We start from the raw sequence: 12,594 nt of genomic DNA, 5'->3' as shown, positions 1-12,594 counted from the left end.
GTCCAGCTTAGTTGCCCCGGCGGCCGGGTATGTCAGCGCGCGTGCAGCGGCTTTCCGGCGAGGGCCAGGAATGCCTCGCCGAGCGCTTCACTCTGGGTGGGGTGGGCATGCACGAAAGGTGCGATGTCCTCCGGGTGGGCCTCCCATCCGACGGCCAGCTGGCCCTCGGTGATCAGCTCGCCGACACGGTCTCCTGCCAGGTGAACTCCGAGGATGGGCCCATCGGAGAGTCGCACCACCTTCACGATGCCGGCGGTGCCCAGGATCTCGCTGCGGGCGTTGCCGGCGAGGTTGTACTCGTAGGCCACCACCGCGTCGCCGTGCAGTTCACGCGCGGCCGCTTCACTCAGGCCCACGGATGCCACCTCGGGGCTGCTGTACGTGACCCGGGGGACCTGCGTGTCGGGGACGACGGCGGGGGAGAGCCCCGCGATGCGCTCGGCCACCGCGATGCCCTGCTGGAAGCCGCGGTGGGCCAGCTGCAGGCCCGGCACGATGTCGCCGACGGCCCATAGGCCCGCCACGCCGGTGCGCAGCTGCTCGTCGACCATCACGAAGCCACGATCCAGCGTGACGCCGGCGTCCTCGAACCCGAGGCCCTCGGTGACCGGACCACGACCGACGGCCACGAGCAGGTAGTCAGCCTCGATCTCGGTGCCGTCCTCGAGCCGCACCGTCACGGCATCCGCGGTCTGGGTCGCGCCGGCGAACCGCACACCGAGCCGGGAGGCGATGCCGCGCTTGCGGAACGCCCGCTCCAGCGTCTTGCTCAGGGCGACGTCCTCGGTGGGGACAAGGTGATCGAGTGCCTCGACGATGGTCACCTCGGCACCGAAGGAGCGCCACACGCTCGCGAACTCGACGCCGATCACGCCGCCGCCGAGGATCACCACGCGGCCGGGGATCTCGTCGAGCTCGAGCGCCTGCTCGCTGGTGAGGACGCGGCCGCCGATCTCCAGCCCCGGCAACGTGCGGCTGTAGGAACCGGTCGCCAGCACGACGTCGCCGCCGCGGTAGAGGTCGTCGCCGACCTGCACGGCGCGGTCGGCGGTCAGCCGTCCGGTGCCGGCGACGACGGTGATGCCGCGCGTCGCGATGAGACCTTCGAGACCCTTGAACTTCTTCGCCACGATCGCCTCGCGGTACTCGCGCACCCGGTCGATGTCGACGCCCTCCAGCGTGGCCAGCACGCCGACGGACGCGGCGTGCCGGGCGGAGTCGGCGACCTCGCCGGCGTGCAGCAGGGCCTTCGTGGGGACGCAGCCCCGGTGCAGACACGTGCCGCCGAGCTTGTCCTTCTCGATCAGCACGACGCTCTTACCCAGCTCCGCCGCCCGCAGCGCCGCGGCGTAGCCGCCGCTGCCACCGCCGAGGATGACGACATCCGAGGTGTGTTCGGCCATCAGCGACCTCCCGCCGCGACGAATTCGATCAGGCTGCGCACCGCCGCCGCGGTGGGTCCCTTGTCTGTCGCGCCGAAGCCCGACCCCTTGTTCCAGCCGGAGCCGGCGATGTCCAGGTGCACCCACGGGATGGGCGCGGCGTCGGGTTCGTCGGACACCGGCCCGATGAAGTGCTGCAGGAACAGCGCCGCGAACATCGAACCGCCGGCGGAATCGCCGATCTTCGAGTTCTGCAGGTCGGCGATGGGGGAGTCCAGCTCCTCCTTCATGTGCTCCGGCAGGGGTAGGCTCCACGCCGGCTCACCGGCACGGTCGGCGGCGGCGAGGAACGCCTGCACTGCGGCATCCTCACCCATCACGCCGGTGTGCCGGGTGCCGAGTGCGACGATGATCGCCCCGGTGAGGGTGGCGATGTCCACGAGCACGTCGGGACGCTCCCGGCTTGCGGCGACGAGTCCGTCGGCCATGACCAGGCGCCCCTCGGCGTCGGTGTTGAGCACCTCGACGGTGGTGCCGTCCAGCATCCGCAGCACGTCGCCCGGGCGTGTCGCGCGCCCGGAGGGCATGTTGTCGGCGATGCACAGCCACCCCGACACGCGCACCGGCAGTTCCAGCACGGCGGCGGCACGCACGACTGCCAGCGCGACCGCGGCGCCGCACATGTCGTACTTCATGCCGACCATGCTGGTGGCGGGCTTGAGCGAGAGCCCGCCGGTGTCGAAAGTGATGCCCTTGCCGACGAGGGCGATGTGACGGTCGGCGCCGGCGGGGGCGTAGTCCAGGCGCACGAAGCGCGGCGGCCGGTCGGAGCCCTTGCCGACGCCGAGGATGCCGCCGAAGCCCTGCTCCGCCATCTGCACCTCGTCCAGCACGGTCACGGTGATCGGAAGCTCGGTCACGGCCGCCTCGGCGCTGGCAGCCAAGTCGGCGGGGGACTGCCAATCCGCCGGGGTGTTCACGAGATCCTTGACGAGGGCTGCGGCATCGCCGATGGCGGTGACGGCGGCCAGCTCCGCGTCGGTCACGTCCTGCGGGGTGTGAAGCACGACGCGGCCGGCGCGTGCGCTGCCGGAGTCGGTCTTGTAGCTGTCGAAGCTGTAGCCGCCCAGCACCGCGCCTTCCGCGGCGGCCCGCCACAGCTGCGGGGCCAGCGGGATCGCGACGGCGAGGGTGGCGAATCCGGTCGCCGTGCGCACCACCGCGCCGACGGCGTCGCGCACCGCGGCGGCATCCGGGTCTGCGCCGGTGCCCACGACGATCACCGGAACGTCGGAGATCTCGGGGAGGAACACCCGCTGCTGGGTGCCCGGCTTGCCGGTGAAGGCGAGGGCGGTGAGCGCGGATGCCAGGCCGGGCCAGGCGTCCAGCGCCTCGGCGGCCGCATCAAGCGGGGGGAGGGCGAGGACGAGGGCATCTGCCTGCGCCTCGGTCAGCGGACGGGTGCTGTGCGCGAGCTCGGGATACGGCATTCCCCCATCCTAGGTTCGGCGTGTTCGCTGTCAGCGGGAGCCGAGACGGCCGAGGGGTGCGAACCGACTCGTAAAGTTGGTTCATGCCCTTTGCCGGACCTCTCTACGAGCGCGTCGCGTCCGCGCCGCCCGTGCCTGCCGGGTTGCCCCTGGTGATCGCCCTGACCGGCTTCACGGATGCCGGTGGCGCCGTGGCCCGCGTGATCGAGCACTTCCGCACCGATCTGGAGCCGGCGCCGGTGATCTCGTTCTCCAACGACGCGCTGCTGGACTACCGCGCCCGCCGCCCGATCGTGGCGTTCCAAGCCGACCACCTCACCGACTACCGCCCGCAGCGCCTCGAACTCTCGCTCGCGCACGACGCGGTGGGTCAGCCGTTCGTGCTGCTGGCCGGGTACGAGCCCGACTTCGCCTGGGATGCCTTCTCGGAGACCGTGCTGGGACTGGCCGAAGGCCTGGATGTCTCGACGGTGACCTGGGTGCATTCGATCCCGATGCCGGTGCCGCACACCCGGCCGCTGGGCACCACCGTCAGCGGCACGCGCGCGGAGCTCACCGAGGCCCACTCGGTGTGGCAGCCGCACACCCAGGTGCCGGCGACGGTCGGCCACCTGCTGGAGTACCGCTTCGCGCAGTCCGGCGCACGCGTGTCCGGGTTCGTGCTGCTGGTGCCGCACTACCTGGCCGACACCGAGTACCCGGCCGCCGCGCTCGCGGCGCTGGACAGCCTCACCGTCGCGACCGGTCTGGTCTTCGACGGCGACGAGCTGCGCGAGGACAACCGCGAGTTCGTGGAGAAGGTGACCGAGCAGGTCGCCGGCAGCGACGAGCTCACCCGCATGCTGCAGGGCCTGGAAGAGCGGTACGACGCCTACATGGCCGGTTCCAACCTCGGCCAGCCGATCATCCACACCGGAGATCTGCCCAGCGCCGACGAGCTGGCCGCCGAGCTGGAGCGGTTCCTGGCCAGCCGCCCGCGCAACGAGGACGACAAACGCGGCGGCGGCCTGGCCTGAACCGCGGGAATTTGCTCCTTGCGCTCGACGTTGTATGTGCGGTACGGCCCCGGTGCGGGTGTCCGTGCAACGTATGAGACAATGAAGGACCTGACCCGTTGTCGACCGGTCGTGGCTCCGCCCGCGGAACCCTACGGACTTGACAAGGGTCTTACTAGTGTCCGAGAACCAACCGACGATCGTTCGTCGGTGAAAGGCGAACCGTGACGTCAGGCACGAAGACCACCCCGCGCTCCCCGGCGAACGCGGCCGCTGAAGCCGAGATCGAAGAGACGACGGCGTCTCCGGCCAAGAAGGCGCCCGCCAAGCGCGCGCCCGCCGCCAAGAAGCCGGCCGCCGCGAAGGCACCTGCGAAGGCGCCCGCCAAGGCACCCGCGAAGAAGGCCACCAAGGCCAAGGCCGCGGACGACGAGGTCGACGAGGAAGAACTCGAAGAGGTTGAGGTCGATCTCGAAGTCGACGCGACCGACGACGAAACCGTCGCCACGCCGGCACGCACCAAGGCCAAGCCCGGTGACGACGCGGCATCCGATGATGACGACGACGAAGACGAGAAGAAGCCGGCGTTCACTGAGCCGCTGCCGACAGGCGCCATCGTCATCTCGTCCAACGACGAGGACGATGTCCCCGTCTACTCGACGCAGATCACCGGCGCCACCGCCGACCCGGTCAAGGACTACCTGAAGCAGATCGGCAAGGTGCCGCTGCTGAACGCGGCCGAAGAGGTCGAGCTGGCGATGCGCATCGAGGCGGGCCTGTTCGCCGAAGAGAAGCTGTCGCACATGTCGGCCGCCGAGAAGTCGTCGCAGCTGGGCCTTGACCTGCAGTGGGTTGCCCGTGACGGTCAGCGTGCCAAGAGCCACCTTCTGGGCGCGAACCTGCGTCTGGTCGTCTCGCTCGCCAAGCGCTACACCGGTCGCGGCATGCAGTTCCTGGATCTCATCCAGGAGGGCAACCTCGGCCTGATCCGCGCCGTCGAGAAGTTCGACTACACCAAGGGCTTCAAGTTCTCCACGTATGCCACGTGGTGGATCCGCCAGGCGATCACCCGTGCCATGGCCGACCAGGCCCGCACGATCCGTATCCCCGTGCACATGGTTGAGGTCATCAACAAGCTCGCCCGCGTGCAGCGGCAGATGCTGCAGGACCTGGGCCGTGAACCCACGCCCGAGGAGCTCAGCCGCGAGCTGGACATGACCCCTGAGAAGGTCATCGAGGTGCAGAAGTACGGCCGTGAGCCGATTTCGCTGCACACCCCGCTCGGCGAAGACGGCGACAGCGAGTTCGGCGACCTGATCGAGGACACCGAAGCGGTCGTCCCGGCCGACGCGGTGGGCTTCACCATGCTGCAGCGTCAGCTCGAGTCGCTGCTGGACTCCCTCTCCGAGCGCGAGGCGGGCGTGATCCGCATGCGCTTCGGCCTGGGCGATGGTCAGCCCAAGACGCTCGACCAGATCGGCGACACGTTCGGCGTGACCCGTGAGCGGATCCGTCAGATCGAGTCGAAGACCATGGCGAAGCTGCGGCATCCGTCGCGTTCGCAGTCGCTGCGGGACTACCTCGAGTGATGAACGACGCCCCCCTGTCTGCGGTTCCGAACGATGGCAAGGCCCTCACCGTCACGGTGGACGGCAGCACCTTCGAGCGGATTCCGATCCGTACCCGCGTCGTGCTGCCCGGCGACGACCTCGACGCGTTCATCCGTGAATACGCCGCCGATGTGGTGCGCCCCGACGACCTGCTGTTCGTGACGGAGAAGATCGTCGCGATCACGCAGGGCCGGTCGTACCCGATCGACTCGGTCAAGCCGCGCAAGCTCGCGACGTTCCTGTCGAAGTACGTCACGAAGACGTCCTACGGCATTGGCCTGGGCATGCCCGAGACGATGGAGATGGCGCTGCGCGAGTGCGGGACGCCCCGCATCCTGTTCGCCGCCGGTGTTGCAGCCGTCACGAAGGCCTTCGGGCGCAAGGGCGACTTCTACCGCATCGCCGGCGACAAGGCGCGCGCCATCGACGGGCCCACGAGCGGCACGATCCCGCCGTTCAACAAGGCGGTCGTGCTCGGTCCGGAGCGTCCGCGCGAGGTCGCGGCACACCTGAAGACGATGCTGGGCGGCACCGCCGACGTCGCTGTCGTGGACATCAACGACATCGGCGGCAACGTCCTGGGTTCCACCCTCGACAAGGCCGGCGAGGCGCTGCTCGTGCGCATCCTGCGCGACAACCCGCTGGGTCAGGGCCACCAGTCCACCCCGCTGGGCATCGTCCGCAAACCCTGACTGCCGAGTGAGTATTGCTCGCGTCGAGTGGGTATTCGTCCGTAAGCCGAATCGCCCCCGTGAGCACGTGCTCGCGGGGGCGATTTCGCTGTCCGGACTGATCTCGCGGCCTCCGAGTACTCACTCGGCATCCGAGTACTCACTCGGCATCCGAGTACTCACTCGGCAGCGCGAATACTCACTCGGCAGCGCGAATACTCACTCGCGGGCTAGAAGCCCATCGCGGCGCGGTAACGGGGGAGGTGTCCGTGACGGATGCCGGTGGCGGTGGGCTTGTTCTCGAACACACCAGCGCCCCAGTTGCCTTCCACCAGCAGGGGAGCGTCCGGTCCCACCACGATGTCCCAGCCGACGTAGCGCACCTGCGGCACGACCAGCGCGACCTCGGTGATCAGCTCACGGACCTGGTCCATCCTCGGCAGCTGGAAATCGGCGATGCGGTATCCGGTCTCCGGATGCGTCTCGAAAAGGTTCCCGTGGATGTCGTAGCCCTTGCCCTGGGCATGGCCGTTCTCGTCGAGCACAGTGTAAAAGCCGCCGAAAGTGCCCTGGTCACTGACCTGGCCGCGCCCGAACTTCTGAGCCATGTTGATGATCTCGACCGTGCCGTCATCCTTGACGAACGTCGTCACCCGCGTGGTGTTGACCGTTCCCGGGCACGTCGCCGCGATATCGGGGTGCTGCTCGATCTTCTCCTCGATGAGCACCTCGCCGCGCGCGAGCAGTTCGGCGTGGAAGCTGGACCAGTCCGACACGTCGGACGCGAAGTAGCGGCGCACCCCGAGACCGGACTTGCTCACCGGCTCCTTGCCGATGAGCACCGGATGCCGCGACGCGAAAGCCTCGAGTTCTGCGGCGTTCCCCTCGGTCAGCTCCAGCCACTCCCGGCCCAGGAAGCGGTCGAACGCGCGGTTGAACTCCACCTTGTGGTGGAAGGTGTGCACGTAGGCCGCGTCATCGAAGCGGTTGGACAGTTCGAGGGCGAGCGGGCTGGTGACCCACGTGGCACGCTCGGCGCGGGTGAGGATCGCGAAATCGAACTCCAGGTAGTCGTTGAAGCCGACGCGGTGCCGCGCGGCCGACCACAGCATGTCGGCGAGCACCACCGGATAGCTCTTGCCGTGGATCTTCGCCGTGCGCCGCGCCCGGTCGGTCACCGACGAGACGTCGATGTTGCGGGCGCGCTGCAGCAGCACGCGAAGACGGTGTTGGAGCGCGAGGCCACGCGAGGCCATGTGGTGTCCTCCCCGGACGGAAAAAAGGTGCCCCGCCAGTTTAGGCGGGGCACCGGAAGTGGCCGTATCGGCCAGATGTCAGAGCGACTCGATCAGGCGTGCGGTCTCGTCGTGCCAGCTGGTGGCGACGGCGCGCAGCTTCTCTTCGTACTTGCGACCGTGGTGGGCGCAGAACAGCAGTTCACTGCCATTGACCTCGGCGGCGATGTACGCCTGCGCGCCGCAGGAGTCACACCGGTCGGCCGCGGTCAGGCGGTAGTCGAGGACGGCGGTCTGGTCGGTCGGTGTCGATGTCATGCTCATCTCGGTGCCTCCTCGGGATGTGTCGCTGCTCGTTCCAGGTCTATGCCATACAACCACGCGGATGTTGCGAGAATGCCGCGATCGCATCACATTTCGCTGTACGCGTACGCCCCCAGCACCCCCGGGCGTGTCGGTGAGGTTTCCTCACGTGTGTCGACGACCGTCGTGTCGGATGCCGCGGATACGCTTGAGGATTGTGACCTCCGAGTACTCCGCCCACCATCTCCAGGTGCTGGAAGGCCTCGAGGCCGTCCGCAAACGCCCCGGCATGTACATCGGCTCGACCGACTCGCGCGGGCTCATGCACTGCCTCTGGGAGATCATCGACAACTCCGTCGATGAGGCGCTCGGCGGCCACGGCAACCGCATCGACATCGTCCTGCACGCCGACGGCAGCGTCGAGGTGCGCGACCGCGCCCGCGGTATCCCCGTCGACATCGAACCGCGCACCGGACTCTCCGGTGTCGAGGTCGTCTTCACCAAGCTCCACGCCGGCGGCAAGTTCGGCGGCGGCTCCTACGCGGCATCCGGCGGTCTGCACGGTGTCGGCGCGTCGGTCGTCAACGCCCTGTCCGAGCGCCTCGACGTCGAGGTCGACCGCGGCGGCAAGACGTGGGCGATGTCGTTCCACCGCGGCGAACCCGGCAACTTCGCAGGTCCCACCCCCGACGCCCCGTTCACGCCGTTCGAGCGCGCCAGCGAACTGCGCATCGCCGGCAAGACGGCCAAGGGCGTCACCGGCACGCGCATCCGCTACTGGGCCGACCGGCAGGTGTTCACCAAGGATGCCGCGTTCAACCTGGACGAGCTGGTGCAGCGCGCCCGGCAGACCGCGTTCCTGGTGCCGGGTCTGGAGATCGTCATCCGCGACGAGCGCGGCACCGCCCGCGGCGAGGAGCCGATCGAGACGAGCTACCGTTTCGACGGCGGCATCTCGGAGTACGCGGAGTTCCTCGCCCCCGATGCGGCGATCACCGACATCTGGCGACTCACCGGCACGGGCACCTTCACTGAGACGGTGCCGGTACTGCAGGCCAGCGGCGCGATGGTGCCCACCGAGGTGGAGCGGGAGTGCGTCGTCGACATCGCGCTGCGCTGGGGGACCGGCTACGAAACCGTGACACGGTCGTACGCCAACATCATCGCCACCCCGAAGGGCGGCACGCACCAGCAGGGGTTCGAGCAGGGCCTCATGAAGGTGCTGCGCGCGCAGGTCGACCAGAACGCCCGCCGGCTGAAGGTCGGCAACGACAAGATCGAGAAGGACGACATCCTCGCCGGGCTCACCACCGTGCTGACGGTGCGCCTTCCGGAGCCGCAGTTCGAGGGGCAGACCAAGGAGGTGCTGGGTACTCCGGCCGTCCGCCAGATCGTCGCGAACGTGGTCACGCGGGAGCTCACCGCCCGGTTCACCTCCACCAAGCGCGACGACAAGTCCCAGACCGCGCTCGTGCTGGACAAGGTCGTTTCCGAGATGAAGGCGCGCATCTCGGCGCGCACCCACAAGGAGACCCAGCGCCGCAAGAACGCGCTGGAGTCCTCGTCGCTGCCCGCGAAACTCGCCGACTGCAGGACCAACGACGTATCGGCATCCGAACTGTTCATCGTCGAGGGTGACTCGGCGCTGGGCACCGCCAAGCACGCGCGCAACAGCGAATACCAGGCGCTGCTGCCGATCCGGGGAAAGATCCTCAACGTGCAGAAGGCCTCGATGAGCGACATGCTCTCCAACGCCGAGTGCGCCGCGATCATCCAGGTGATCGGCGCCGGTTCCGGGCGCTCGTTCGACCTCTCCGCCGCGCGCTACGGCAAGATCATCCTGATGAGCGACGCCGACGTCGACGGTGCGCACATCCGCACACTGCTGCTGACCCTGTTCTTCCGGTACATGCGCCCGCTCATCGAGGAGGGCCACGTGTACGCCGCCGTGCCGCCGCTGCACCGCGTCATCGTGATGAACCCCGGGTCCAAGCCCAACGAGACGATCTACACCTACAGCGAGGCCGAGCTGCACACGCTGCTGGCCAAGCTCACGAAGTCGGGCAAGCGCTGGCAGGAGCCGGTGCAGCGGTACAAGGGCCTGGGTGAAATGGATGCCGACCAGCTCGCGACCACCACGATGGACCGCGCCGGACGCACGCTGCGCCGCGTGCGCCTGAAGGATGCGGATGCCGCGAACGCGATGTTCGAGCTGCTGATGGGCAGCGACGTCGCCCCGCGCCGCGACTTCATCGTGGAATCCAGCGACCGTCTCGGTCGCGACCGCATCGACGCCTGACCCCGCCCCGCCCCGCGACCGCTCGCCTGTCACAGATCGTCGCGCAGGAGCCCCATTCCTGACAGGGGAGCGGGCAGGGGCGGCCGCGCGGTCAGGCGACGGCGGTGCCGACCGCGCCGACGACATCGTCCAGCGGCTGCCCGGACGCGTCGCGCTTGGCGCCGGAGGCGGGCAGCACCCGCACGGCGCCGTCGGGACCCACGGCGCGCGGGTCGGTGCCGACCCACGCGAGCGAGAGGGTGTCCTCGCCCTTCAGGAACCGCTGCGCCCGCACCCCGCCGGTCGCCCGGCCCTTGGTCGGGTACTCCGACAGGGCCGACACCTTGCCGCTGCCGGCATCCGCCCCGGCCAGCGTCTGCGACGTGTCGGCGATCGTCACGACGACGGCCTCGTCCGCGGAGCCGGCGGGAATCACGCCGAAGTAGATCGCGTGCTGATCCGGCGCGACACGGATCCCGGCCATGCCGCCGGCCGACCGGCCCTGCGGCCGCACCGCGATCGCGTCGAAGCGCAGCAACTGCGCGTCGGAGGTGACGAACACCAGCTCCGCGTCATCGGGGGCGACCTCGGCACCGACGACGCGGTCGCCGGGCTTGAGCGAGATGATCTCGACGTCGTGCTTGGTGGCGATCTCGCTGGCCGCGACCCGCTTGACCACACCCTGAGCCGTGCCGATCGCGATCGGCGGGTTCTCCGCCAGCGGCACGAGCGCCACGACGTGCTCGCCACTGCCGAGCCCCAGGTACTGGTCGGCGCGGGTGCCGGCGGCCGGCTGCACGGAGTTGCCCGGCACCGACGGCAGGTCGACGGGGGAGAAGCGCACCAGGCGCCCGGTGCTGGTGACCGCCCCGACGTCGCCCCGCGTCGTCGTGTCGACGGCGGAGCGGATGGCGTCATGCTTGCTGCGCCGGGTCGGCGCGACGATGCCGGTGCCCGCGTCGCCGCCGTCCTCAGAGGCCGGTCGCAGGTCGGCGCGCACCATGCGGCCGGTGGCCGAGAGGAACACCCGGCACGGGGCATCGGCGATCTGCAGGTCGGCGGGGGCCGCGGCACGAGAGCGAGCCGACACCGGCGGGCCGCCGTTGAGCAGCAGTGTGCGCCGCGGCGTGCCGAAGGTCTCCGCCGCGGCATCCAGCTCGCGGGCGACCTGCGCACGCAGCAGCACCTCGCTCGCGAGCAGTTCCTCCAGCTGTGCGATCTCGGCCTTGAGCTGATCGCGTTCAGTCTCCAGCTCGACGCGGGAGAACTTCGTCAGTCGACGCAGCCGCAGCTCGAGGATGTACTCGGCCTGCGCTTGTGACAGGTCGAACACGTCCATGAGTCGGGTGCGCGCCTGCTCGCCGTCGTCGGACGCACGGATGACCTGGATGACCTCGTCGATGTCGAGGATCGCGATGAGCAGACCCTCGACCAGGTGCAGCCGGTCCTGGCGCCGGGCCAACCGATAGCGGCTGCGGCGCGTGACGACCTGGATGCGGTGCTGCAGGTAGACCTGCAGCAGCTGCTTCAGGCCGAGCGTCTGCGGCTGCCCGTCGACGAGGGCGACGTTGTTGATGCCGAAGGAGTCTTCCAGCGGCGTCAGCCGGTACAGCTGGGTGAGCACCGCCTGCGGGTCGAACCCGGTCTTGATGCCGATGACCAGACGCAGCCCGTGGCTGCGGTCGGTGAAGTCGGCAACATCGGAGATGCCCGTGAGCTTCTTCGCGGTGACGGCATCCTTGATCTTCTCGATCACCCGTTCCGGACCGACCATGTAGGGCAGTTCCGTCACGACGAGGCCGGTGCGCCGCGGGCCGAGGGACTCGACCGACACCTTGGCGCGGGTGCGGAAGGTGCCGCGGCCCGTCGCGTAGGCATCCTTGACGCCGTCCAGCCCCACGATCACGCCACCGCCGGGCAGGTCGGGACCGGGGACGAACTCCATCAGCTCTTCGAGCGTCGCTTCGGGGTTGTCGAGCAGGTGCACCGCGGCGGCGACGACCTCGATGAGGTTGTGCGGGGCCATGTTGGTGGCCATGCCGACCGCGATGCCGGCGGCGCCGTTGACCAGCAGGTTCGGGAAGGCGGCGGCCAGCACTTCGGGCTGCTGGAACTGCCCGTCGTAGTTGGGGACGAAATCGACGACGTCCTCGTCCAGGTTCTCCGTCAGCGCCAGCGCCGACGGAGCCAGCCGCGCCTCGGTGTACCGGGCGGCGGCGGGACCGTCGTCGAGCGAGCCGAAGTTGCCGTGCCCGTCCACCAGCGGCACCCGCAGCGCGAACGGCTGCGCCAGCCGCACCAGGGCGTCGTAGATCGCGGAGTCGCCGTGGGGGTGCAGCTTTCCCATGACCTCGCCCACAACGCGGGCGCTCTTGACGTGACCACGGTCGGGCCGCAGGCCCATCTCGGCCATCTGGTACAGGATGCGCCGCTGCACCGGCTTCAGCCCGTCGCGGGCGTCGGGCAGCGCCCGCGAGTAGATCACCGAGTACGCGTATTCGAGGAACGATCCCTGCATCTCCGTCGAGACGTCGACGTCTTCGATGCGCTCGGTGAGCGGTGCGGGGGAAGGGTCGTTGCGCGATGCTGCCATTGAACTCGGTGCGTCCTCGGGTGGCGGGAAAGGTGGC

The 12,594-nt window shown here is 69.3% G+C and carries 9 protein-coding genes; 4 read left to right on the top strand and 5 right to left on the bottom strand.

The window, feature by feature from the left end; translation table 11 throughout:
• Positions 1-32: 32 nt before the first annotated feature.
• Positions 33-1,403, bottom strand: coding sequence for a dihydrolipoyl dehydrogenase (gene lpdA, locus NQ151_RS01570; RefSeq protein ID WP_257526803.1), 1,371 nt, complete (start codon positions 1,401-1,403; stop codon positions 33-35).
• Positions 1,403-2,872, bottom strand: a complete 1,470-nt coding sequence (locus NQ151_RS01565; protein WP_257526802.1) for a leucyl aminopeptidase — start codon at positions 2,870-2,872, stop codon at positions 1,403-1,405. The genes lpdA and NQ151_RS01565 overlap by 1 nt, the downstream gene beginning before the upstream one ends.
• Positions 2,873-2,955: 83 nt before the next feature.
• On the opposite strand from NQ151_RS01565, the gene NQ151_RS01560 reads away from it, so the two are divergent.
• The 3 genes from NQ151_RS01560 (at position 2,956) to NQ151_RS01550 (ending at position 6,169) form a co-directional block, all read left to right on the top strand.
• Positions 2,956-3,888: a proteasome assembly chaperone family protein gene (locus tag NQ151_RS01560; protein ID WP_257509762.1), complete on the top strand. Its 933-nt coding sequence runs from the start codon at positions 2,956-2,958 to the stop codon at positions 3,886-3,888.
• A gap of 203 nt (positions 3,889-4,091) precedes the next feature.
• On the top strand, positions 4,092-5,456 hold the full coding sequence (locus NQ151_RS01555) for an RNA polymerase sigma factor (RefSeq protein ID WP_257526801.1): 1,365 nt from the start codon (positions 4,092-4,094) through the stop codon (positions 5,454-5,456).
• Positions 5,456-6,169, top strand: a complete 714-nt coding sequence (locus NQ151_RS01550; RefSeq protein WP_257509764.1) for a coenzyme F420-0:L-glutamate ligase — start codon at positions 5,456-5,458, stop codon at positions 6,167-6,169. The genes NQ151_RS01555 and NQ151_RS01550 overlap by 1 nt, the downstream gene beginning before the upstream one ends.
• A gap of 209 nt (positions 6,170-6,378) precedes the next feature.
• On the opposite strand, the gene NQ151_RS01545 is transcribed toward NQ151_RS01550, so the two are convergent.
• Together NQ151_RS01545 and NQ151_RS01540 are read right to left on the bottom strand one after the other, a co-directional pair.
• Positions 6,379-7,404, bottom strand: a complete 1,026-nt coding sequence (locus NQ151_RS01545; protein WP_257526800.1) for a sugar-transfer associated ATP-grasp domain-containing protein — start codon at positions 7,402-7,404, stop codon at positions 6,379-6,381.
• Positions 7,405-7,482: 78 nt separating this feature from the next.
• Positions 7,483-7,707 (bottom strand): DUF7455 domain-containing protein, encoded by a 225-nt coding sequence (locus NQ151_RS01540; RefSeq protein WP_502883546.1) that lies wholly within the window; start codon positions 7,705-7,707, stop codon positions 7,483-7,485.
• 196 nt (positions 7,708-7,903) lie between these two features.
• Here NQ151_RS01540 and NQ151_RS01535 point away from each other — a divergent pair, with 196 nt between their 5' ends.
• Positions 7,904-9,985 (top strand): DNA gyrase/topoisomerase IV subunit B, encoded by a 2,082-nt coding sequence (locus tag NQ151_RS01535; protein ID WP_502883233.1) that lies wholly within the window; start codon positions 7,904-7,906, stop codon positions 9,983-9,985.
• Between the two features lie 91 nt (positions 9,986-10,076).
• Here NQ151_RS01535 and NQ151_RS01530 read toward each other — a convergent pair whose 3' ends face one another.
• A complete protein-coding gene (locus NQ151_RS01530) occupies positions 10,077-12,557 on the bottom strand; it encodes a DNA gyrase/topoisomerase IV subunit A (RefSeq protein ID WP_257509768.1) in 2,481 nt (826 codons plus the stop codon).
• Between the last annotated feature and the right edge of the window lie 37 nt (positions 12,558-12,594).

Source organism: Microbacterium sp. zg-YB36 (assembly GCF_024623575.2).
In the GTDB taxonomy this organism is placed as follows: domain Bacteria; phylum Actinomycetota; class Actinomycetes; order Actinomycetales; family Microbacteriaceae; genus Microbacterium.
Note: the sequence above shows the minus strand (reverse complement) of the source record. Positions and strands in the feature narration are given on the sequence as shown.

Coding starts and splice junctions, on each gene's coding strand:
- NQ151_RS01565 (WP_257526802.1), bottom strand. CDS start 2,872: ATGCCGTATCCCGAGCTCGCGCACAGCACCCGTCCGCTGACCGAGGCG.
- NQ151_RS01560 (WP_257509762.1), top strand. CDS start 2,956: ATGCCCTTTGCCGGACCTCTCTACGAGCGCGTCGCGTCCGCGCCGCCC.
- NQ151_RS01530 (WP_257509768.1), bottom strand. CDS start 12,557: ATGGCAGCATCGCGCAACGACCCTTCCCCCGCACCGCTCACCGAGCGC.
- lpdA (WP_257526803.1), bottom strand. CDS start 1,403: ATGGCCGAACACACCTCGGATGTCGTCATCCTCGGCGGTGGCAGCGGC.
- NQ151_RS01550 (WP_257509764.1), top strand. CDS start 5,456: ATGAACGACGCCCCCCTGTCTGCGGTTCCGAACGATGGCAAGGCCCTC.
- NQ151_RS01540 (WP_502883546.1), bottom strand. CDS start 7,707: ATGAGCATGACATCGACACCGACCGACCAGACCGCCGTCCTCGACTAC.
- NQ151_RS01545 (WP_257526800.1), bottom strand. CDS start 7,404: ATGGCCTCGCGTGGCCTCGCGCTCCAACACCGTCTTCGCGTGCTGCTG.